This is a genomic window from Pseudomonas putida (genome assembly GCF_028682475.1).
Classification (GTDB): Bacteria; Pseudomonadota; Gammaproteobacteria; order Pseudomonadales; family Pseudomonadaceae; genus Aquipseudomonas; species Aquipseudomonas putida_AG.
The window spans coordinates 209,351-229,470 of the sequence record NZ_JANHLE010000003.1; the positions used below are offsets into that span (position 1 = coordinate 209,351).

14 protein-coding genes are annotated in these 20,120 nt (G+C 60.6%); 3 read left to right on the forward strand and 11 right to left on the reverse strand.

Annotation, left to right across the window (positions count from 1 at the left end):
* Positions 1–5 precede the first annotated feature (5 nt).
* The 5 genes from NPS47_RS04370 to NPS47_RS04390 form a co-directional block, all read right to left on the reverse strand.
* Positions 6–434 carry a MarR family winged helix-turn-helix transcriptional regulator gene (locus NPS47_RS04370; RefSeq protein WP_274293876.1) on the reverse strand — a complete coding sequence of 143 codons (429 nt, stop codon included), beginning with the start codon at positions 432–434 and terminating at the stop codon, positions 6–8.
* 111 nt (positions 435–545) lie between these two features.
* The gene (gene rpe / locus NPS47_RS04375; RefSeq protein WP_274293877.1) at positions 546–1,229 is read right to left on the reverse strand and encodes a ribulose-phosphate 3-epimerase; all 684 of its coding nucleotides are present in this window, start codon (positions 1,227–1,229) and stop codon (positions 546–548) included.
* 12 nt (positions 1,230–1,241) lie between these two features.
* Positions 1,242–2,168 carry an alpha/beta fold hydrolase gene (locus NPS47_RS04380; RefSeq protein ID WP_274293878.1) on the reverse strand — a complete coding sequence of 309 codons (927 nt, stop codon included), beginning with the start codon at positions 2,166–2,168 and terminating at the stop codon, positions 1,242–1,244.
* A gap of 37 nt (positions 2,169–2,205) precedes the next feature.
* Positions 2,206–3,783 (reverse strand): class I adenylate-forming enzyme family protein, encoded by a 1,578-nt coding sequence (locus NPS47_RS04385; RefSeq protein ID WP_274293879.1) that lies wholly within the window; start codon positions 3,781–3,783, stop codon positions 2,206–2,208.
* Positions 3,770–5,371 carry a phosphopantetheine-binding protein gene (locus tag NPS47_RS04390; RefSeq protein ID WP_274293880.1) on the reverse strand — a complete coding sequence of 534 codons (1,602 nt, stop codon included), beginning with the start codon at positions 5,369–5,371 and terminating at the stop codon, positions 3,770–3,772. The genes NPS47_RS04385 and NPS47_RS04390 overlap by 14 nt, the downstream gene beginning before the upstream one ends.
* 449 nt (positions 5,372–5,820) lie before the next feature.
* On the opposite strand from NPS47_RS04390, the gene ccoN reads away from it, so the two are divergent.
* Entirely contained in the window at positions 5,821–7,248 is a 1,428-nt protein-coding gene (ccoN, locus tag NPS47_RS04395) for a cytochrome-c oxidase, cbb3-type subunit I (RefSeq protein WP_274293881.1), read from the forward strand.
* Positions 7,249–7,259: 11 nt separating this feature from the next.
* Positions 7,260–7,472: a cbb3-type cytochrome c oxidase subunit 3 gene (locus NPS47_RS04400; RefSeq protein ID WP_274293882.1), complete on the forward strand. Its 213-nt coding sequence runs from the start codon at positions 7,260–7,262 to the stop codon at positions 7,470–7,472.
* A 66-nt stretch (positions 7,473–7,538) separates the two neighbouring features.
* Here NPS47_RS04400 and NPS47_RS04405 read toward each other — a convergent pair whose 3' ends face one another.
* A complete protein-coding gene (locus NPS47_RS04405; RefSeq protein WP_274293883.1) occupies positions 7,539–10,004 on the reverse strand; it encodes a UvrD-helicase domain-containing protein in 2,466 nt (821 codons plus the stop codon).
* A 221-nt stretch (positions 10,005–10,225) separates the two neighbouring features.
* Between NPS47_RS04405 and NPS47_RS04410 the strand changes: the two genes are divergently transcribed.
* A complete protein-coding gene (locus tag NPS47_RS04410) occupies positions 10,226–10,924 on the forward strand; it encodes a pirin family protein (protein ID WP_274293884.1) in 699 nt (232 codons plus the stop codon).
* An 88-nt stretch (positions 10,925–11,012) separates the two neighbouring features.
* Here NPS47_RS04410 and pgm read toward each other — a convergent pair whose 3' ends face one another.
* From pgm to NPS47_RS04435, 5 genes are all read right to left on the reverse strand, one after another.
* Positions 11,013–12,650, reverse strand: coding sequence for a phosphoglucomutase (alpha-D-glucose-1,6-bisphosphate-dependent) (pgm, locus tag NPS47_RS04415; protein WP_274293885.1), 1,638 nt, complete (start codon positions 12,648–12,650; stop codon positions 11,013–11,015).
* A gap of 95 nt (positions 12,651–12,745) precedes the next feature.
* A complete protein-coding gene (locus NPS47_RS04420) occupies positions 12,746–15,007 on the reverse strand; it encodes an ATP-dependent DNA helicase (RefSeq protein WP_274293921.1) in 2,262 nt (753 codons plus the stop codon).
* Positions 15,004–16,656 (reverse strand): VRR-NUC domain-containing protein, encoded by a 1,653-nt coding sequence (locus NPS47_RS04425; RefSeq protein WP_274293922.1) that lies wholly within the window; start codon positions 16,654–16,656, stop codon positions 15,004–15,006. The genes NPS47_RS04420 and NPS47_RS04425 overlap by 4 nt, the downstream gene beginning before the upstream one ends.
* A 109-nt stretch (positions 16,657–16,765) precedes the next feature.
* Positions 16,766–18,154 carry a PLP-dependent aminotransferase family protein gene (locus tag NPS47_RS04430; RefSeq protein ID WP_274293886.1) on the reverse strand — a complete coding sequence of 463 codons (1,389 nt, stop codon included), beginning with the start codon at positions 18,152–18,154 and terminating at the stop codon, positions 16,766–16,768.
* Positions 18,154–19,626: a hypothetical protein gene (locus NPS47_RS04435; RefSeq protein ID WP_274293887.1), complete on the reverse strand. Its 1,473-nt coding sequence runs from the start codon at positions 19,624–19,626 to the stop codon at positions 18,154–18,156. The genes NPS47_RS04430 and NPS47_RS04435 overlap by 1 nt, the downstream gene beginning before the upstream one ends.
* Positions 19,627–20,120: the final 494 nt, after the last annotated feature.

Here is a 20,120-nt window from a genome sequence, read left to right on the forward strand (position 1 = left end):
CTGCCTTAACGCAACCGCGAACGAATCCGCTGGCACACGTTCAGCACCTGCTGCACCTCGCCCTCGCCAAGGTCGATCTTGCAGGCCATGTTGCTGAACACCTTGGCCGCCTCGGCCTTGAGTTCGCGGCCCTTATCAGTCAGCAGCAGATTGCGTCGACGGCGATCGTTGGGATCGAGGTAAACGGTGATAAAGCCGTTGTCGGCCAGGCGTTTGACGATAGGCGTCAAGGTGCCTAGGTCGAACAGGGTCAACTCACTCAAGGCGCTGATCGAGACATCGTCCTTACCCCACAATCCGGCCATCACCAGCAATTGCGGATAGGTAATGCCACGCTTTTTCAATGGCTCGGCATAGTCGCGAACCATAGCGTTGGCCGTCGAGTACAGCGAGAAGCACAGCATCTTGTCGAAGTCGAAGGTCGGGTCAAGCATGCCCACCTCCCTTGATTCGACTGAACGCCTGCAAGGTGGTTTCGGTATTGTTATGCAAGGACAGGTAACTCATGCTGGATTCGCGAGAATCGTGGGTAAGTCCGCGTATTATCAGGTGCGGTTGGTCACAGCGTCAGCAATCTGGCGACGCAAGGCCAAGATCGTTTCGCGGTAATCGTGCTGGGCGAAGATTGCCGTGCCGGCGACGAACATGTCCGCGCCTGCCGCAGCAACCTGACCGATGGTTTCCAGGTTGACGCCGCCGTCCACTTCCAGACGGATGTTGCGGCCACTGTCATCAATCAGCTTGCGCGCTGCGGCAATCTTGGGCAACACCTGGGGGATGAAACGCTGACCACCAAAGCCCGGATTGACCGACATCAGCAGGATCAGGTCGAGCCGGTCAAGTACATACTGAGCCGCGTCCAGGGTACTGGCCGGGTTGAACACCAGGCCTGCCTTGCAACCCAGATCCTTGATCAGTTGCACGGAACGGTCCAGGTGCAGGGTCGCCTCGGGATGAATCGAGATGTAATCGGCGCCTGCATCGGCGAAGGCCTGGATCATGCCGTCCACCGGCGTCACCATCAAGTGCACATCAATCGGTGCGGTAATACCGTGACTGCGCAAAGCCTTGCAGAACTGCGGCCCCATGGTCAGGTTGGGCACATAGTGGTTATCCATGACATCGATATGGATGACATCGGCACCGGCAGCCAGCACCTGTGCAGCCTCCTCTCCCAGCCGGGCGAAATCAGCAGCCAGAATCGACGGGGCAATCCAGAAATCTTTCACTCGCGTACTCCATTACTCATTGACTAAGCGTTGCCGCGGTCCCGAATCACCCAGCCCCAATGCTGCATTGAGCTGTTCGATCAGCGCAGGCGTGGGGGCATCCAGATGAAAATGATGACCGCCGTCGTGCCAGTGCACGAGGGTATCCGCAGGCAAGGCGTTTTTTCGTTTGTCGAAGGCATTACCGGTGAACAGCCCCTGGCGCCCGAGCAACACATGCAAAGTGCAGTTGATCTGCTGCAGAAACTCACACGCCTGACGTTCGGTCAGTTGCAGCGGTTCGGGGAGCACCAGCCGCGGGTCATGGCGCCAGCGATAGCCATGACCCAGGTTGAGCAGGTCGCGCAAGGCCAACAAGCGTGCCCCTTCTTCACTGAGGCTGCCGTCAATACTGTTACGCCGCTCGTTGATGGCTGCTTCCAGGCTGCTGAACTGCGCTTCTTCAGGCCCGCTGAAGCCGTGCAGGCGGGTGCGCAACGCCAACCGCAACAAGCGTTGGGCCTTGCGCATGTGTTCGACAGTGTTGCCGTCGTCCACGGTAAACGGAGCCCCCATGCCATCGATAAACACCATGCTGTCGATGCTCCGGCTCATCGCCGCCAGAATCGACGCCACACCGGTGCCCATGGAATGGCCGAGTACTGAAAAACGCTTCCAACCCAGACACTCGACCAGGGCGTTCATATCGTCGGCGTGTTCCCACAGGTAGTAACCGCTGTCGGCCCGGCGATGTTGAGAGCGCCCATGCCCGGCCAGATCCGGCGCGACCACAAAACAATCGCGCAACAACGGCGCGATGCGCTCGAAGGAGGCGGCATTGTCCAGCCAGCCGTGCAGGGCAAGCACCGGATGCCCGCGCTCATCACCCCAGGTACGCAAGGCAAAGTGATTGCCATTGACGTCCAGCGATTGGTCGCGACCGCTAAGGCCTGGAGTCATGGATAGTTCTCCCTGTGGGGCCGCCGTGTATGAGCTGTCATCCGGTCACCAGCGGCTGTGTGGTACGCGCCGAGTGCTGCAACAGCAACAGGTCGATCTTGCCGTTGGCGGTGCGTGGCAGGCTGCTTTCGATGCTGATGGACAGCGGCACCTTGTGTGCCTCCAGGCCCTGGCGGCAACGTTCAAGCAGTTGCTCGACGCTGAGGTTCACACCTTGCCCCAAGGTAATGAACGCGCACAGCCCCTCGCCGACCGAGGGGTGTTCGACGCCCACCACCGCAGCGGCTTCCACGCCGTCGATGGCGTAGAGAAAGCTCTCCACTTCGCTGGGGCTGACCTTCATGCCCCGCGACTTGATCATGTGGTCCATGCGGCCGCGGAAATACAAATAACCGTCCTCGTCGAGACTGCAGTAATCACCGGTATAGAGCACGCTTTCACCCGGATAGCGCCCGGGTTTGAGCTTGAGCGCCGTGGCTACCGGATTGCGCCAATAGCCGGCCATGACCGTGGCGCCGCGAATCACCAGCTGTCCGACCTGATGGGGCTGATCGATACGCTGGTCCTGTTCGTCCACCAGCCACAGCTCGGTATTGGGAATGGCAATACCGACACTGCCCGGTTTGCTGTCGATGTCTTCAGGGGGCAGGTAGGTGCAGCGCTTGCACTCGGTCAGGCCGTACATCGAGAAAATCTGCGCCTGGGGAAACAGCGCCTTCATCTGGGCGATATGCGGCGCCTTGAGCGCGGCGCCGGTGTTGGTGACCATGCGCACATCAGCAAACACCGCTTCGCGCTTGCACGCATACTCATACAACAACGTCAGCATGGTCGGCACGAACGGGATCACCGTGACCTGGTACTGGCGGATCTTCCTGATCAGGAAAATCGGCCAGGTGAATTCCTTTTCCAGCACCAGGGTAGAGCCGGCACTGATGGCCATGATCATCTGGTACAAGCCGTAGTCGAATGACAGCGGCAGCGAGCAGAGCACCTTGTCGGTGTCGTTGTACCCCAGATAGGTATTCAGCGAGGTCAGGGCAGCGAGCATGTTGCGGTGGGTCAGCATCACACCTTTGGGCTCGCCAGTGGAGCCTGAGGTGTAGATGATCGCCGCCAGGTCGAGGTCGAGGTTGCCGCACGGCAACGGCTCCCCGCCACCCTGCCCGAGCAGGCTTTCAAAGGTCTGCGCCACGCTCGAACCGGCTTCGCCATCGAGCAGTACGATCAGTTTCAGATGCGCGAGGTCGCTAGCGCTGGCCGGCAGGCTGGCAATTTTCTCGGTGGTGGTGATCAATACCGAGGCTTCGGCATCGCGAACGATATAGTCGAGGCAGTCGGCCGGGGTATCCAGGCCGACATTGACCACTACGCCACCGGCCTTGAGGATCCCCCAGAAGGCGCACACCGTTTCGACGCGGTTGCCCAGGCACACCACCACCCGTTCCTGGCGCAGCAGGCCATTGACTTGCAAGCCTGCCGCCAGGCGCGCGCTGGCTTCATCCAGCTGCGCATAGGTGTAGGTTTCATCGGCGTAGATGATCGCGGCTTTGTCCGGGTGTAAACCGCTGCGAGTTTCCAGCACGTCCTGCAGCAGGACTTCACGCACGTTCATGCAGCACCTCGACTACGCCCAGCGGGCGCACCAGCGAGCGGGTCTGTCGATGAGCATCGATGTAACCGGCCAGGGTCGCCACGGTGTTGAAATGCCCGGGGACGATGGTGTCCGGGTTGACGAAGAAACCTTCGATATCGTCCTCCAGGCTGATCAGCAGCTCCATGGAGGTCAGCGAATCCAGCCCCAGGTCGTCACGCAAGTGAGAGTCGGCGGTGATGATCGTGCCTTCCGGCAACTTCAGTACCACCCGCAGGATGTCGCTGAGCTGACGCTGGGTCGCCCTCTGCATTTCAGGAGCAGGTTCGACTGCGGCAGCTGTGCTGAGCATCGCTTCAAGTGGCACGTCAGTATGGCTGTCGCGAATATCCACGGCCGTCTGCCGCGCCCTGGCGAGAAACAGCTGATTGTTGCTGACCACGACTTCGGCCGGGTGGCCATGGCTGTGGAACAGGGTCGGCGAAGCCGAAGGGCCGTAGGCGCCCGAGGCGGTCACGGCCAGAACATCGCCTTCGTGCAGGGTTTCCAGGCGTACATCGCGCCCGAGCAGGTCATCGGGACTGCAGAGCGGTCCGGAGATATGGTATTCGCGCAGCGGTGCACCGGTGTTGCCAGTGGCCTTGATGATCCGGAAATTGCGTTTGAGCACCTGACCACTGCCCGCTGCCGCACCATGGCAGTTGGTGCCGCCATCGGTGACGGCAAAGGTCTTGCCGTGGTTTTCCTTGATATTGTCGACAGTGACCAGCAAGGCACCGCACTTGCCGGCAATGAAGCGCCCTGATTCAAGGATGATGCGCGTACGCGGGAACTGCTGATGGAAATCATTGAACAGCGGCGCCAGCAACTGTTTGAGCTGGGCGGTATCAAGCTCGGTTTCGTTCTCGTAGTACTTGATACCCAGGCCGCCGCCAACATCGACCATGCGCATGTCCAGTTTGTGGTGCTCAGACAAGGTGCGGAACAAGCCGAGAATGTACGCGGCGTTGTCATACACCGATTGCGCATCGAGGATCTTGGTGCCGTTATAGACGTGAATCCCCTTGATCCTGATGTTGGGCAGTGCCAGGTACTCGGCAAAATTGGCCACTGCGGTGTCTTCCTGAATACCGAAGTGAGTAGGCCGCCCGCCCATCTTCCAGGGTGAGCCTGCGGCCGAGAAATTCGGGTTGATGCGGATCGCAACCGGCGCGTCGCAGCCCAGCTCCCCAGCCAGGGCAGACAACTTGCGCAACTCGCTTTCCGATTCGACAACGATGGCGAACACGCCGACTTCGAGGGCGCGGCGGTGCTCTTCAGGCTTCTTGTAGGGGCCTAGCAGAATAATGTCCTGCGGCGCCACCCCTGCCTTGAGGGCAATCTCCAGTTCGCCCAGTGAGCACACTTCAGTGTTGCCACCGTATGAGCGGATCAGTTTCACCAGGGACAGGTTGGGGTTGACCTTCAGCGCATAGAAGATATCCACGCAGTCCGGCAATGCCTCACGCAACTCGTTGAAACTGCTGCGCAGCACCGCTTCATCGTAGAGGTAAGTCGGTGTCCCGAACGTCGTTTTTGCCTGGATGACGAGTTCCTTGGAAAGCTTCATCTGTTGCTCCCATCGTTCTTATAGTGTCCCGCTCTGGCGGCGGTGCTTGTCCCGGCGTGTAAGCGCCGTCGCACACGCTCGATGGCGGATTGGCTTCATTATCGATTGCACATCACTGACACGACCTTGCGCTCCAACCTAAAACTTTGCGCGCAAAGTTTATAGAAATTCTGCGTGCGCCCCGAAGGTGATGTCAAGGTAATTCCACTGGCACAGGGATGCGGCAGAAAGCCACGTTGTTCGGGGAAATTTCGGACAAAACAGGGATAAATCGTCGCACCTTACCCAGATCAGAGGAGATTATCCCCAGTAAATACGGGGCTTTTATCTGATCCGGTGTTATGCCCAGTTTCTGAGTCTGTTTTGAATATCGGCAGGTTCCTACAGTCTGCGCCGGTGTCCTGCCCTTTTTGGCAGGACGAGCCTTACAGGAACAGTGGAAACTAGCCATGAGCACACATCATCAGGCCCAGGCCTATAACTACAAGGTGGTCCGGCAATTCGTCATCATGACGGTGTTCTGGGGCATCGTCGGCATGGCGATGGGCGTATGGATCGCCTCGCAGCTGGTCTGGCCGGAACTCAATCTTGAACTGCCCTGGACCAGCTTCGGTCGCTTGCGCCCCCTGCATACCAGCCTGGTGATCTTCGGTTTTGCCGGCAGCGCACAATTTGCCGCCAGCTACTACGCGGTCCAGCGCACCTGCCAGGTACGCCTGTACAGCGACAAGCTGGCAGCCTTCACCTTCTGGGGTTGGCAGGCGACCATTGTCATCATGCTGATCAGCCTGCCGCTGGGCCTGACCACCACCAAGGAATACGCCGAGATCGAGTTTACCGGCGCGGTGTGGATGGCCATTGTCTGGGTCGCTTATGGCATCGTGTTCTTCGCCACCCTGATGCGCCGCAAGGCCAAGCACATCTATGTCGGCAACTGGTTTTTCGGTGCCTTCATCGTGGTGATCGCCATGCTGCACGTGGTCAATCACCTGTCGATTCCGGTTAGCTGGTTCAAGTCCTACCCGGTGTATTCCGGCGCCACCGACGCGATGGTCCAGTGGTGGTACGGCCACAACGCCGTGGGCTTCTTCCTGACCACCGGTTTCCTCGGCATGATGTATTACTTCGTGCCCAAGCAGGTTGGCCGGCCGGTGTACTCCTATCGCCTGTCGATCGTGCACTTCTGGGCGCTGATCACCCTGTACATCTGGGCCGGCCCCCACCACCTGCACTACACCGCCCTGCCCGACTGGGCGCAATCGCTGGGCATGGCCATGTCGCTGATTCTCCTGGCGCCAAGCTGGGGCGGCATGATCAACGGCATGATGACCCTCTCGGGTGCCTGGCATAAGCTGCGCAGCGACCCGATCCTGCGCTTTCTGGTGCTGTCGCTGGCGTTCTACGGCATGTCGACCTTCGAAGGTCCGATGATGGCGATCAAGACCGTCAACGCCTTGTCGCACTACACCGACTGGACCATCGGCCACGTACACGCCGGCGCCCTGGGCTGGGTAGCGATGATCACCTTCGGCTCGCTCTATCACATGATCCCGAAAGTCTTCGGCCGCGAGCAGATGCACAGCATCGGCCTGATCAACGCGCACTTCTGGCTGGCAACCATCGGTACCGTGCTGTACATCGCCTCGATGTGGGTCAACGGTATCGCCCAGGGCCTGATGTGGCGCGCCACCAACGAAGACGGCACCCTCACCTATTCCTTTGTCGAAGCGCTGGTGGCCAGCCATCCGGGCTTCCTGGTGCGCTTCACCGGTGGTGTGCTGTTCCTCACGGGCATGCTGCTGATGGCTTACAACACCTGGCGCACGGTGCGTGTGGCAGATGAAAAGCTGGCGTTGTCCAACGCCAGCATGGCCTGAGGAGCACGGAGATGGATCAGTGGCTTTATGCGCTGTATTGCCTGACTGGCGTGGTGTTCTTCTACCTGGTCACCAGCGCCTGCCTGCGCGGCCACAGCCGCGAGGTGGACGACCAGGTCAGCCTGATGCCGTTTGCTGATGATCCGGTAGCGGCGCAGCGGGTCGAACAGGCGATTGGCAAGCCGGTGCCGGCGGTCAAGCCGGATTCGGCGCTGGAAGCCTGATCGCGGGGCAAGCCCGCTCCCACAGGGGGTTAAATTCTCTGTGGGAGCGGGCTTGCCCCGCGATTTTCACTCCCGACCATCTTCAAAAAACACTTTACGCCCATCCACCTGACTCGACGCCCGAGGCAGGTTGGCCGCCTCACCCGTGGGCTTCTCCACATACCAGTAGCAATGCCTGGCCGCACGGGTAATGGCTACATAAGCCAAACGCAGCACTTCATCCTTCTGGGCGTTATCGAACGCCAGCGGATCCCCTGCTCGTCCCAATCCCGCCTGTCGATACACCTGATTCTTGTAGGGCGAACTGGTCAGGTGCTGGCAATCACCGAGCATGAACACCGCGTCTGCCTGCAGCCCCTTGGCGCTGTGATAGGTCAGCTGGCGGAACCGGCGTTGACTGGCCGGCAGCCCGGCCTCGTGATTTACCAGAGACTTGATATGCTCAGATATCAATAACTTATCGCTACTTTTTCGAAACAACATCATCACCGATTCGCCGCGTCGGTAATGCTCCATCAGCGTTTGCGCCAAGGCCGCTTCGTCACGCTCAAGCACTTTGACCGGCAGCGGGTCCTCCGCCGCTGGCCCACAGGCCCTGGCCTTCTTGCCTGTAATCGCCGGTGCCGGCTTCACGATGTGCTCGGCCGCGTCGATGATGTGCTGGTGGCTGCGGTAATTGTCGGCAAGCATCACCCGGGTGTTGCTTGGGGACACGAACTCCTTGCTGAACTCCATGAAGAATTTCGGCGAACTGCCACGCCAGCCATAGATCGACTGCCAGTCATCCCCAACGCACAACAGCGAGGAATGCTGGGCCACGCGCCCGACGTTCAGGCTTGGGCCACGTCTGCGGATCTCGCGCAGGCAGGCCCGCAGCCACGAGACGATCTGCGGCGAGACGTCCTGGAACTCGTCGATCATCAGGTGTGCCAGTGGCCGCAACAGCGGGTCAGGCAGCAAACGCAGGTTCTCCGGGTTGTTCTCGCCGAACAGGGCAAACATACGGTTGTAGCTCATGATCGGTGGCGACTGAGCGAGCAGGTGCGCTTCCAACGCTTTCCAGTACAGACTCAGGGCTTCGAAGAACTGCGCATCGCTGTCGCCCGCGGGGAAGCTCATGGCGTCCACCGCCGGGCTTACCTCAAGCCCGAGGTTCTCGATAAAGCCTGCGGCACCGACAAAGGCATCCAGCAGCGGCACCGCCGACAGCTCACCCTTGACCTTGTAATCGAAGCCCGGCCCGGCCACGGCATCACCCGCCAAGGAGGATGTCAGACGCTTGGCCGCAGCATAGTTTTCCAACCAAATCACAGGCTTATCGCAGAAAGCTTGAAACAGGGTGCGCTTTATCACCCACTCTGCCCAGACCGGAAGTTTGGCCCCCGGACGCTTGTACTGCTGGTTTTCACCCGGATCGAAGCCCAATACCACCCAGGCGTCCAGCTCGGCGATATGGCCATGGAAATGGAAACGGCTGCCGTTGATCTCGACCGTCTCGCGGCTCGGCTCAATGCCTTTGATCGGCCAGGCGCCGGCGGCAAACCACAGGTCTTCGAGGGTGTCGCACAGCTCCTCGTCACGGCTGGCGGATAGCTGGGTGACGGCCATTCGCTTTTGCACATCCGGGTGATCACGGTCCAGGGCCTTGAGCTGCAGGGCCTCGCGGCGCAGGCCGGCGATCAGCTCGGCAAACCGTGGGCTGCTGTTGAGCAGGTCGCGATAGCACAGGTTGAGTTGCTGACGCTGGGCGTCATTGATGCGCAGGTCGAACGGGTTGCTCTCGGCGTTGACTTCGCTGCCCCCTGGCATCTCGCTGCCCAGGGTCTCGAACGCACGCGCCTGACTGAAGCCCGGCAGGCTTCGTACCAGCGGCAGGATGCGTGAGTGGAAGGTACGCACCAGTTCGCGGGCCTGGGCAGGACTCAGGTCAAGTTGCCAGAGCGCGAATACCTGTACCAGACGGGCGATGAAGTCCTTGCGCGATTCACGGGTGAAGGTCACCACGGTCATGGCGTCCAGCTCGTAGCCCAGGTAATGACGCAGCAACAGGATACGCAACACCAGCGAAGTCGACTTGCCGGCACCGGCACCGGCAATCACGCAAGTGGAAGGCGTGTCGCTGAAAATCATCTTCCACTGCGCTGCGCTTGGCTGAGCGTGAGCAGGTAGACGCTGGGCGACGTCAGCCTTGAAGCGCTTCTTCAACTCGGCTGTCAGCGGCAGGCGCCAGTCGTCGAACAGGTGGTCATCCTGCCCCGGCACACCATGGCCATCAGGACGCGTATCACGGATCACCAGCACCTGGCGCCCGGCTTCGTAGCCGTCCACCCGCCCTTCTTCATAGCCTTCGCGCAAACCGTCGGCATGCCCGGTGCGCTGGCCAGTGGCATGGCCCTGGAACCAGGAATCACGGTGCTGGGCCTGCAAACGGCTCAAGCCACGACCCAGAAGGCGCGCCGCCAGGCGCCGGATCCAGGGCAATTGCGCAGGTGGAGTCAACTCCAGGGGTAGCTTGGGACGCTCTTCAGACACACTGACTCCAACAAGAAAAAACCTGCGCTCATGTTCGCTCCATCGGACAGAAATCACCAGCTGATTGCTTGCAGATCAGTGAATTAGACGATGAAGCGTATAAAGCACCGCAGCTCTATACATCCAATAAATCGATTGAGTTCAGTCGAAATTTACGCTTATTTTCGATTATGGATTCAGCGATGATCACTCCATCAACCGACTCACCAGGAGAGCCCATCATGCTGCAACTGCGCCCCTTCAAGAGCCTTGGCCATGCCAACCATGGCTGGCTCGACGCCCACCATCATTTTTCCTTTGCCGAGTACTATGACCCGCAACGGATGCACTGGGGCAACCTGCGGGTCTGGAACGACGACCTGATTGCGGCAGGCAGCGGTTTTCCGCCACACCCGCACCGCGACATGGAAATCATCACGTATGTGCGTGAAGGCGCCATTAGCCACCAGGACAACCTGGGTAACAAGGGCCGCACCGAGGCCGGTGACGTGCAGGTGATGAGTGCCGGTACCGGTATCACCCACAGTGAGTACAACCTGGAAAAAGTCGATACGCGGATCTTCCAGATCTGGATCGTGCCGGAGCGTGTCGGCCAGGCGCCTTCGTGGGGCACCCGGCCCTTCCCGACAGGCGAGCGCGGCGAAGGCTTCGTGACCCTGGCCAGCGGTCGTGAAGGCGATGAGGACAGTCTGCGCATTCGCGCCGATGCACGCCTGGTGGCGGCGACCCTGCAGGCTGGGGAAAGCGCTGAATATCGCTTTGAGGCCGGGCGGCGCGGCTATCTGGTGCCGGCCAAGGGGTTGATCGAGGTGAACGGCGTGCGGGCCGAGGCGCGCGATGGTGTTGCCATTGAGGATGAGCAGATGCTCAGGGTGACGGCGTTGCAGGACAGTGAAATTGTTCTGGTGGATGTGGCATAGCTTTAAGCCTTATCGCGGGCAAGCCCGCTCCCACCGGGATGGTGAAAACCGGTGGGAGCGGGCTTGCCCCGCGATGTATTTCACCCCATCAAGCGATAGCAGCATCCACCAGCGCCTGGGCTTCAGCCACCAGACGTTGCAGATGCGCTTCGCTGACAAAGCTTTCCGCGTAGATCTTGTAGATGTCCTCGGTACCCGACGGCCGTGCGGCGAACCAGCCATTGGCGGTCATCACCTTCAGGCCACCAATGGCCTGATTGTTACCCGGGGCATGACTGAGTATCTGCTCGATCGGCTCACCGGCAAGCTCGGTCGACTTGACCTGCTCCGGGGCCAGCTTGCTCAGCAGCGCTTTTTGCTGCGCATTGGCCTTGGCCTCGACGCGAGTGGCAAAGGGTTCACCCAGCTCTGCGGTCAGCTCGGCATACGCCTGGCTCGGGTCACGACCGGTACGGGCGGTGATCTCTGCGGCCAGCAGTGCCGGAATCAGGCCATCCTTGTCGGTGGTCCAGACGCTGCCATCCTTACGCAGGAAGGATGCACCGGCACTTTCCTCACCGCCAAAGCCCAGGCTGCCATCGAACAGACCGTCGGCGAAGAACTTGAACCCTACCGGTACTTCGTACAAGCGGCGACCCAGGCGTGCCGTGACACGATCAATCAGGCCACTGCTGACCACCGTCTTGCCGACTGCAGCATCCTGACGCCACTGCGGACGGTGCTGGAACAGGTAGTCGATGGCCACGGCCAGGTAGTTGTTCGGGGCCAGCAGGCCGTTCGGGGTGACAATGCCATGACGGTCGTGGTCCGGGTCGCAGGCAAAGGCCACATCGAACCGCTCGCGCAGGCCGATCAGGCCCTGCATGGCGTAGGGTGAAGACGGGTCCATACGAATCTGACCGTCCCAATCGACGCTCATGAAGCGGAACGTCGGATCGACCTCGGTGTTGACCACTTCCAGATTGAGCTTGTAATGCTCGGCAATCGCCGACCAGTAACGCACGCCCGCCCCGCCCAGCGGATCGACGCCCAGGCGCAGATTGGCGCTGCGGATGACGTCAAAATCAATGACGTTTTCCAGGTCGGCGACATAGCTGGCCACATAGTCATGGCGGTGAGTGGTGCTGGCTTGAAGGGCCTGCTCGTGATCCATGCATTTGATGTCTTTGAGGCCACCGGCCAGCAGCTCGTTGGCTTTGGCTTCAATCCACTTGGTCACATCGCTGTCGGCCGGGCCGCCATTGGGCGGGTTGTACTTGAAGCCACCGCTTTGCGGCGGGTTGTGCGAAGGCGTGATGACGATGCCATCGGCCAGGCCGCTGCTGCGCCCACGGTTGTAGCAGATAATGGCGTGGGACACCGCCGGCGTCGGTGTGTACTCGTCATCTTTGGACAGCATGACTTCAATGCCATTGGCCGCCAGCACCTGCAAGGCACTGGCCGCAGCCGGTGTCGACAGCGCATGGGTATCGGCGCCAACGAACAGCGGACCATCGATGCCCTTGGCCTGACGGTACAGGCAGATCGCCTGGCTGATGGCCAAGACGTGATTTTCGTTGAAGCTCAGGTCCAGCGAGCTGCCGCGGTGCCCGGAAGTGCCGAATGCAACACGCTGGCTGGCAATGCTGGCATCGGGTTGGCCGGTATAGTAGGCGGTCAACAGGCGCGGGATATCCACCAGCACGGAGGCTGGAGCCGGTTTGCCTGCCAAAGGACTGAGCTTCATGCAAAACCTCAAGAAAGGATGTTCAGGGTAATGAAAACACGGAGTTTACTGGCACTTTGACAAGCACGCGATGCCAATGCTCCCCGCTGCCGTGATTATTTCTGCTGCGACGCCCACCAGGCCGGAAACATGTCCTGCACCCGCGGCTCGGCAAACCGATCGTCGATCAGCATGACCATGCCCCTGTCATCGGTGCCGCGAATCACTCGCCCGGCCGCCTGGATGACTTTCTGCACCCCGGGATACAGGTAGGTGTAGTCGAATCCGGCGCCGAACATCTGGGCCATGCGTTGCTTGATCTGCTCGTTCACCGGGTTGACCTGCGGCAGCCCCAGGGTGGCGACAAAGGCGCCGATCAGGCGTGTGCCAGGCAGATCGACGCCCTCGGCAAAGGCACCGCCGAGCACGGCAAATCCGACACCACGCCCCTGAGGCTCGAAGCGCTGCAGAAAACCCTGGCGCTGCGCCTCGTCCATCCCCGGCGCCTGGCACCACTGGTGGATGTGCGGGTGGGTTGCGGCCAGCATGGCAGCCACCTGTTGCAGGTACTCGAAGCTGCTGAAGAATGCCAGGTAGTTACCTGGCGCTTCGGCAAACTGCGCGGCAATCAGCTCGCTGATCGGTGCCACCGAGGCGGCGCGATGCTGATAACGGGTCGAGACATGACTGATTACCTGCACGCGCAATTGCTCGGCGGCAAAGGGTGAAGCCACTTCCAGCCAGGCGGTGTCGGCCGGCATTCCGAGCAAGTCGGCGTAATAGTGCCGCGGGCTCAGGGTCGCGGAAAACAAGGTGACGCTACGGGCGCTCGCCAGGCGCGGGCCGATCTGTGCCGCCGGCACCACATTGCGCAGGCACAGGGTCGACAGGCTGCGCTTGCCCGGCCCCTCGCGCTTGCTGATATCGAAGAGAAAATGAGCGTCGAACAGTTCGCTGATGCGGATGAACTGCAACGCATCGAAGAAGAACTGCAACAGCGCCGGATCGAGCCCGGTGGGTTGCTGATTGAGCTGCTCCTGAATCAGGCCGACACACTGCTGCAACGCCTTGAGGAATGCTTCCGGTAACGCCTCGACCACTTGATAAGGCGCCACCTGCGCCTTGTGCAGGGCACTCCACTGACGATTAAGGCGATCCAACGCGCTGCCCATGCCCGCCGGCTTGCTCCGACGCAAGGCGTGCAACTGCCATTGATCGAGGCTGGCGCTGTACATCTGCCGCGCCCGCTCCACCAGGTTGTGCGCTTCATCCACCAGCACCGCCACCCGCCACTGGTTGACCTGGGCAAGACCATAAAGCAGCGCACTCTGGTCGAAATAGTAGTTGTAGTCGGCCACCAGTACATCGACCCAACGCGCCATCTCCTGTCCCAGGTAATACGGACAGACCTGATGCGCCAGGGCAATCTCGCGCAACGCGGTTTTGTCGAGGATTGTCAGTGCCTGGGCCGCCTGGCGAGCCGCCGGCAGGCGGTCATAGAAGCCTTTGGCCAAGGGGCAGGCGTCGCCATGGCACGCCGTGCCGGGGTTCTCGCAAGCCTTGTCGCGGGCCACCAGCTCCAGGCTGCGCAGGGCAAGCTCGGGGTGACTGGCGTGGATCTGGTGCAACGCTTCCAGGGCCAGGGCACGGCCCGGCGTCTTGGCGGTGAGAAAGAAGATCTTGTCCAGCTGCTGCGGGACCACGGCCTTGAGCAATGGAAACAGGGTGCCCAGGGTCTTGCCGATACCGGTGGTGGCCTGGGTCATCAGGCAGCGCCCGGTACTCACCGCTTTGTACACGGTCTCGGCCAGTTCCCGCTGGCCACGGCGCATCTGCCCATAAGGAAAGCCCAGCGCCTGCAAACCGGCGTCGCGCAGGGACACCCGTTGCACTTGCTGTTCGGCCCAGTGCAGGAAAATCGCGCACTGGGTGTTGAAGAAGTGTTCGAGTTCTAGCGCGCTGCAGTGCTGTTCAATCAGGGTCTGGGTATCGCTGTCGACATCCAGGTAAACCAGTGCCAGGTTGATTTCGGCCAGCTGACGTTGTTGGCAGAGCAGCCAGCCATAGACTTTGGCCTGGGCCCAGTGCAACTGCCGATGATTGTCCGGCTGGCGCGCCAGGTCGCCGCGGTGGGTCTTGATTTCCTCCAGGCGATTGAGCTGCGGGTCATAGCCGTCGGCCCTCCCCCGTACCTGCAAGCCCCCGAACTGCCCCTCAAGACTGATCTCGGCCTCAAAGCCCGGCCCACGCCGGGCCACCACCCGTTGATGGCCGCTGATGCCCTCCTGGGCAGTGGGCGAAGGGGTGAAGCGCAAGTCCAGATCGCCAACCTTGGCGCTGAACTCGCACAATGCCCGCACAGCCACGCGATAGCTCATGGTGTTGGCGTTATCCAGCGAACATGGCACACCTCGACCGGCAGGCCATGTTCGCTACAGAAGTCGATCCAGCGCAGCTGGCTATCCTGCAGGCGGTCACCCGGCCCCTTGACCTCAATCATCCGGTAACGCTGCTGCTCGGGCCAGAACTGGATCAGATCGGGCATGCCGGCGCGATTGTTCTGGATATCTTCGAGCAAACGCGCGAAGCAGCGCTTGAGGTGCAACGCCGGCAGGCAGGCCAGCGCCTGTTCGAGCAAGGTTTCGTCGAGCACTTGCCAATAGACAAAAGGCGACTGCAAGCCCTGCTTGCAGGCGAAGTGCCGGCGAATGGTCTGCTGATAGCGACCATCGTCCAACTGCCCCAGGCAATCGGCGAACAAAGCACTGCGCCGCGCCTGAAACTCAGGATCGTACAAGTCTTGCGGGGCGCTCTGGAACGGGTGAAAGAACGCACCCGGCAGCGGCGCAAAAATGGCTTCCCAGCACAACAGGCCAAATAGACTGTTGAACAGCGTGTTCTCCACGTAATGCACCTGGCCGCCCTGCTCTTCCAGGTACAGTTGCACCGCCTGCTCCACCCCCAGCGCCGCCTGTTCCAGCGGCAAGTGCAGCTCGATCAGGCCCGTCTGGGTTCTCACCCGTCGCGGTTGCGGTGGCCCACCCAACTTGCGCTGCAGACGGGGGAGGATCCGCGTCAATGCCTGGACCTCGATGGGGCTGGCAGGTTGCGAGGCCACTTCCGTGGCCAGCGCATGGGCCTGGTCCCACTGCTCACTGCGTTCGAGCACCCGTATACGGCGAACCCGTGCTTGCGGATGCTGGCTGTGCGGATAGATACGCAGCGCCAGGTCCCAGTCGCCCAGGCGCTCGCAGTGCTGGCCAAGCTGATACAGCAGGCGTGAGCGGCGACGCAGCAGCCACGGGTTATCGCTGTGCAGTGACTCGACCTGGGCCAGCACCTGTTGCACAGACGCTCCCTGCTCGAGCAGCTCGGTGCAATGATGCAGCGCCAGGGCCAGGTCAACATCGCTACGCTGACGCAGCGCCCGTGACTCGTCACTGAACGCCACCTGCTCGTAGCGCAGCAGGCCCAGGTCCGCCAGGACGAACTCCGACCAGTCCTGGTACAAGTTGCCGAAGAACAGCAGGCGAAAGCGATCGCACAGCGCTTGCAGCTGCAGGGTAATGATCGGTTCGTCGAAGTCTGGCAACCAGTCCTGCAAGGGCCGAGGCGACAGTTCGTGTGTTTGCAACTGGGCGAAAAGCTCGGCCTTGGCCGCCCTCGGACGCGTCAGTTGCGGCGCAAAACCACTGGCGATTTCTTCCTTGCGCAACACCTGAAACAGTTGCTCAAGGCTCAAGGGGCCGTCGTCGGTGACCCAGCCCCGCTCCAGCAAAGGCTGCAAGGCTGGCAACGGCGGCCCGATTTCCGTGTAAGCCAGCTTGCTGGGGCGAAACAGCTCGCCCTTGCGCATCACCATGCGCACCAGCAGCGCCCGGGAATTACGCGGCTGCTCAGGGAATTGCGCAATGAAGGCGCGCTCGCTGTCGTCCAGCAGGTCGGCATAGCGCAGCGCGATCCACTGCAGCACTTGCTCGAAGTTGTGCAGGTAATAGAACGGGTCGTCGACAGAATGGGCAATCACGGCAAGGCTACTGGCAGGCATTAATGGCACTGGTTATACATACAGACCAACCCCTTGGCAACCTGCCGGCTGACCACTGATCGCCTGGCGTTACCCCCAGGCCTGCCTTCTAGGACCGCTGCATCGCCTCACGCAACACACTCAACCCACCCTGCAGATCATCGTATGGCGTGGGTGGCCAGCCCAGACGCATGTGCTGACAATAATCGCCCTGCAGGCTGAACAGTTCACCCGGAGCGATCACCAGCCCCTGATCCAGCATGCGATGAAACAGAGCGCGAATATCCAGTGATGTCCGCGCTTGCGCCCAGATCGTTGCACCGCCCGCCGGCATCTGAAAGTGCAGATGAGCCCCCAGTTGCACCTGCATCTGCCGATACAGGTGGATGACACGCTCATGCAGGCGCAAGCGTGCCTGTTGCAGATACAGGTCGATGCGCCCCTTGGCGTATAACCGGGCAACTGCTTGCTGACGCAAAGGCGGCAAGCGAAAGCCCCGGGCCAGGAATTGATGCTGCAGTTGCCGCGGGCAATGGCGCGACAGCAGGTAGGCATACGGCGCTTCGGCCCCCACCGTACGTTCCAGTGACGAGAACACCAGCAATCGCTGCGGGTCGACCATTTCGCGCAGGCAGCGCTGGGGCAATGCGTCAAAGCAGTATTCGGATTCCAGGTCGTTTTCCAGCAGCCACACCCCGTGCTCAGCCAACAATTGGGCAATCGCCTGATGCTGTGCCAACGGCACAAGGCTGCCGTGAGGACTGTTCAAGCGCGAGGCGAGCATGACCATGCGCACAGGCTCGCGCTGCAGCACGCTGGCAAAACGTTCAAGATCCAGCGCCCCATCAATGCCCAAAGGCAACTCGATGACCCGTAACCCGGTGGCCTGCAAGATCATCAGCAAACGCCAGGAACACGGCGAAGTCACCACAATCGTACAGCCTTGCAGCTCCAACGCCGCCAGCAAGGTCTCGAACAGCGAACGCAGGTCCAGTGCCAGATAAACATCTTCGGCGGTCCAGTACAGCTGCACGGAACGGGTGTAGCGCGCCGCCAGCGCCGTGCGCAACTCAAGCTCGCCGCACGGATGTACAAGCCCGGCAGGCCGTGGGCTCTGGCGCAATAGCTGGCGCTCGACGGCCAGCAAATTCGACGCCAGTGAAGGCAGGCAGTGCGCGCCACTGAACTCGAGCATCTGCGGGCTGCTGGCATGCTGCTGCAGATCTTGCAACACGTGCTCATCGGCCAGCGCCTGCACCACCAGCGCACCGCCCCTGGCAAAATAGCCGGACTTGGGCACGGACTGTACGCGCCCTTCGTGCTCCAGCAACGAGTAGGCGTACTGGATGGTCGAGATCGAAACATTCAAGCGCTGCGACAGATCGCGTAGCGAAGGCAGCTTGTTGTAACTACCCGGCGCCATCTGGGCAATCAGATCAACCAGGTAGCGATACACCGCCTGGTAGGCAAATACGCTGTTTTTTGTCGGCCGCTTCATCAAGGACTGCCAACCCGATCACCCCTGTACCGTGCGCCGTTTGCAGAGTAAATCTGCAGATGACGCAGATCGGCACTCCGTACTCGCAATCGGCTCAACAGGCAGTCGGCGGGACGCTCGGCCAAGGGTTCGCCAGCATAAAGCTGCTGCAGCATGACCAGCGGCAAACCACTGGTATCCAGCAACCACTGCACCACCGGTTCCGGCGCCGGTTGCCTGCGCAACGCCTTGTGCAAGTAAGGGACGGCAACCAGCATGCCGGGGTGGCAGCGGCGCAGAAAGGCTTCCAGCCTCAGGCCCTGCCCGACAAAAGGGCTGAACAATTGGCAAACCAGTTGCGCTTCGCGCAAGCCAAAAGCCTGCAGGGCGACATCATTCGCCTCGTTGCGTCGCTGTTCCAACACCCCCGGTTGCCAGTGGTTGAGCACCCGGGCCTGTAAAGAGTGCGACACTCCTTGGCGCTGCATCAACTGACGGGTTTGCTGCAGGTAACGCTCGATGCCATCGCCATAGCACGTATCGTCGACAAATTCCGCCTGCAATCCTTGCAGGTGGGCCAACAGCAAGGGATTGGCAGCCCCCACGTGCTCACAGGGAAAAGCCTGTTCGTCGAAACGATGCCCCAGAAAGCCACTCAGCCGCTCACCTTGAAGTGCGTCACGATCAGACACCAGGTCATCGATGGCGATAAAGCGCAATGCCGGCCGACAATCCGCATCAGGGCCAGGCAGCACCAGCGGCGTGGGCTCGTGCCCCTGCAACAGGCTCCAGTAGCGGGCGCGCAACGCGCTCATCCCTTCCAGCAACGAGATGGCACAGCTGTGAACCGGACGCACTCCGAGCATGCCGGCATCGCGCAATGAGCGCCGGCTCCAGGCCAGGTAGCGCTTGCGCTCAGCGAGAGACTCGGCGCTGATAATGGCATCTACACCGCCCTTGCAACGCAATGCCTGCAAGGCAAGTTCAGCCAGGTGCAGGTAACCATGGCTGGCAAAATTCGCCAACAACGCCCCGTCACTCGACAGGTGCCCGCACAGCAACCATTCCTGACGCTCTGCCTGCTGCTGCTCACTGGACGGCGCGCGGCGGCTGTCGTAAGGCAACAGTTCGCCGGCATCGAGCACCAGCAAATCGATGCGCGGATCATCATGCACAAACAACCTGGAGAACGTGCTATCAATGTTTGCCAGGGCAGTTGCACTCATCCCGGCTTGCCAGGCAGTGGCAATACGCAGGTGGAAAGTCGCCGGGGATCGTGCGGCAATGCTCAGCTGCGCCGCGCGCAAGCAGGCAAGGGCCTGGGCGCTGGGCAGGCTGGCATCAAGCACGAACATCAAGCGCAATCCCTTGATACGCTCGACCCCGCCAGCGGCCACAATCAACCGCTGAATCAATAACTGCAGCGAGGCCTTTTGCGCCTGCGACAAATGCTCAAGTAATCGTTGCAATACTTGATGATATATATACTGCATGGCCTGATCGTGAATACTGCCCATAACGCCCACCTGAATTTCAGTTACGGCCGCCTGAAAGAAATCGCTCCTGCGAAATCATTCAATCAGCAGAAATAAAGACTTACCTAATATCCTAGGAAACTTCCCACAAGCTCCTACACAAACTTGCCGACCAGCCAATTCAACCCCACGTATTCACACGCACCAAAGCCTCCAATACCAGGTACAACCCGACCTTGCTTCATCACACCTCACTCCTTGAGTGCACAAACGACAGGTTATTATCGGGTGTTGGCCGATGAATAAAAGATACAGAACCCGGTAAAAAATCCGTTCAGATTCAAACAGCTTCCTGCTTGTAATCAGTCAGCGAGGGTAAATTTTCCGACAAGCTTTAACATAGCGAATTCACCGGCATTGCGCAGGTCATGTAGTTGATCGAAACGTCCCAAATTCACATAGGAAAGAGGCACAAAAAAGCCCGAGCATAGCTCGGGCTTATTTTCTGCCTG

What these genes read in the sequence shown, in the direction of transcription:
- NPS47_RS04370 (WP_274293876.1), bottom strand. Translation starts at nt 434, where the DNA reads ATGCTTGACCCGACCTTCGACTTCGACAAGATGCTGTGCTTCTCGCTG.
- NPS47_RS04380 (WP_274293878.1), bottom strand. Translation starts at nt 2,168, where the DNA reads ATGACTCCAGGCCTTAGCGGTCGCGACCAATCGCTGGACGTCAATGGC.
- NPS47_RS04385 (WP_274293879.1), bottom strand. Translation starts at nt 3,783, where the DNA reads ATGAACGTGCGTGAAGTCCTGCTGCAGGACGTGCTGGAAACTCGCAGC.
- NPS47_RS04390 (WP_274293880.1), bottom strand. Translation starts at nt 5,371, where the DNA reads ATGAAGCTTTCCAAGGAACTCGTCATCCAGGCAAAAACGACGTTCGGG.
- ccoN (WP_274293881.1), top strand. Translation starts at nt 5,821, where the DNA reads ATGAGCACACATCATCAGGCCCAGGCCTATAACTACAAGGTGGTCCGG.
- NPS47_RS04400 (WP_274293882.1), top strand. Translation starts at nt 7,260, where the DNA reads ATGGATCAGTGGCTTTATGCGCTGTATTGCCTGACTGGCGTGGTGTTC.
- NPS47_RS04410 (WP_274293884.1), top strand. Translation starts at nt 10,226, where the DNA reads ATGCTGCAACTGCGCCCCTTCAAGAGCCTTGGCCATGCCAACCATGGC.
- pgm (WP_274293885.1), bottom strand. Translation starts at nt 12,650, where the DNA reads ATGAAGCTCAGTCCTTTGGCAGGCAAACCGGCTCCAGCCTCCGTGCTG.
- NPS47_RS04420 (WP_274293921.1), bottom strand. Translation starts at nt 15,007, where the DNA reads ATGAGCTATCGCGTGGCTGTGCGGGCATTGTGCGAGTTCAGCGCCAAG.
- NPS47_RS04430 (WP_274293886.1), bottom strand. Translation starts at nt 18,154, where the DNA reads ATGAAGCGGCCGACAAAAAACAGCGTATTTGCCTACCAGGCGGTGTAT.
- NPS47_RS04435 (WP_274293887.1), bottom strand. Translation starts at nt 19,626, where the DNA reads ATGCAGTATATATATCATCAAGTATTGCAACGATTACTTGAGCATTTG.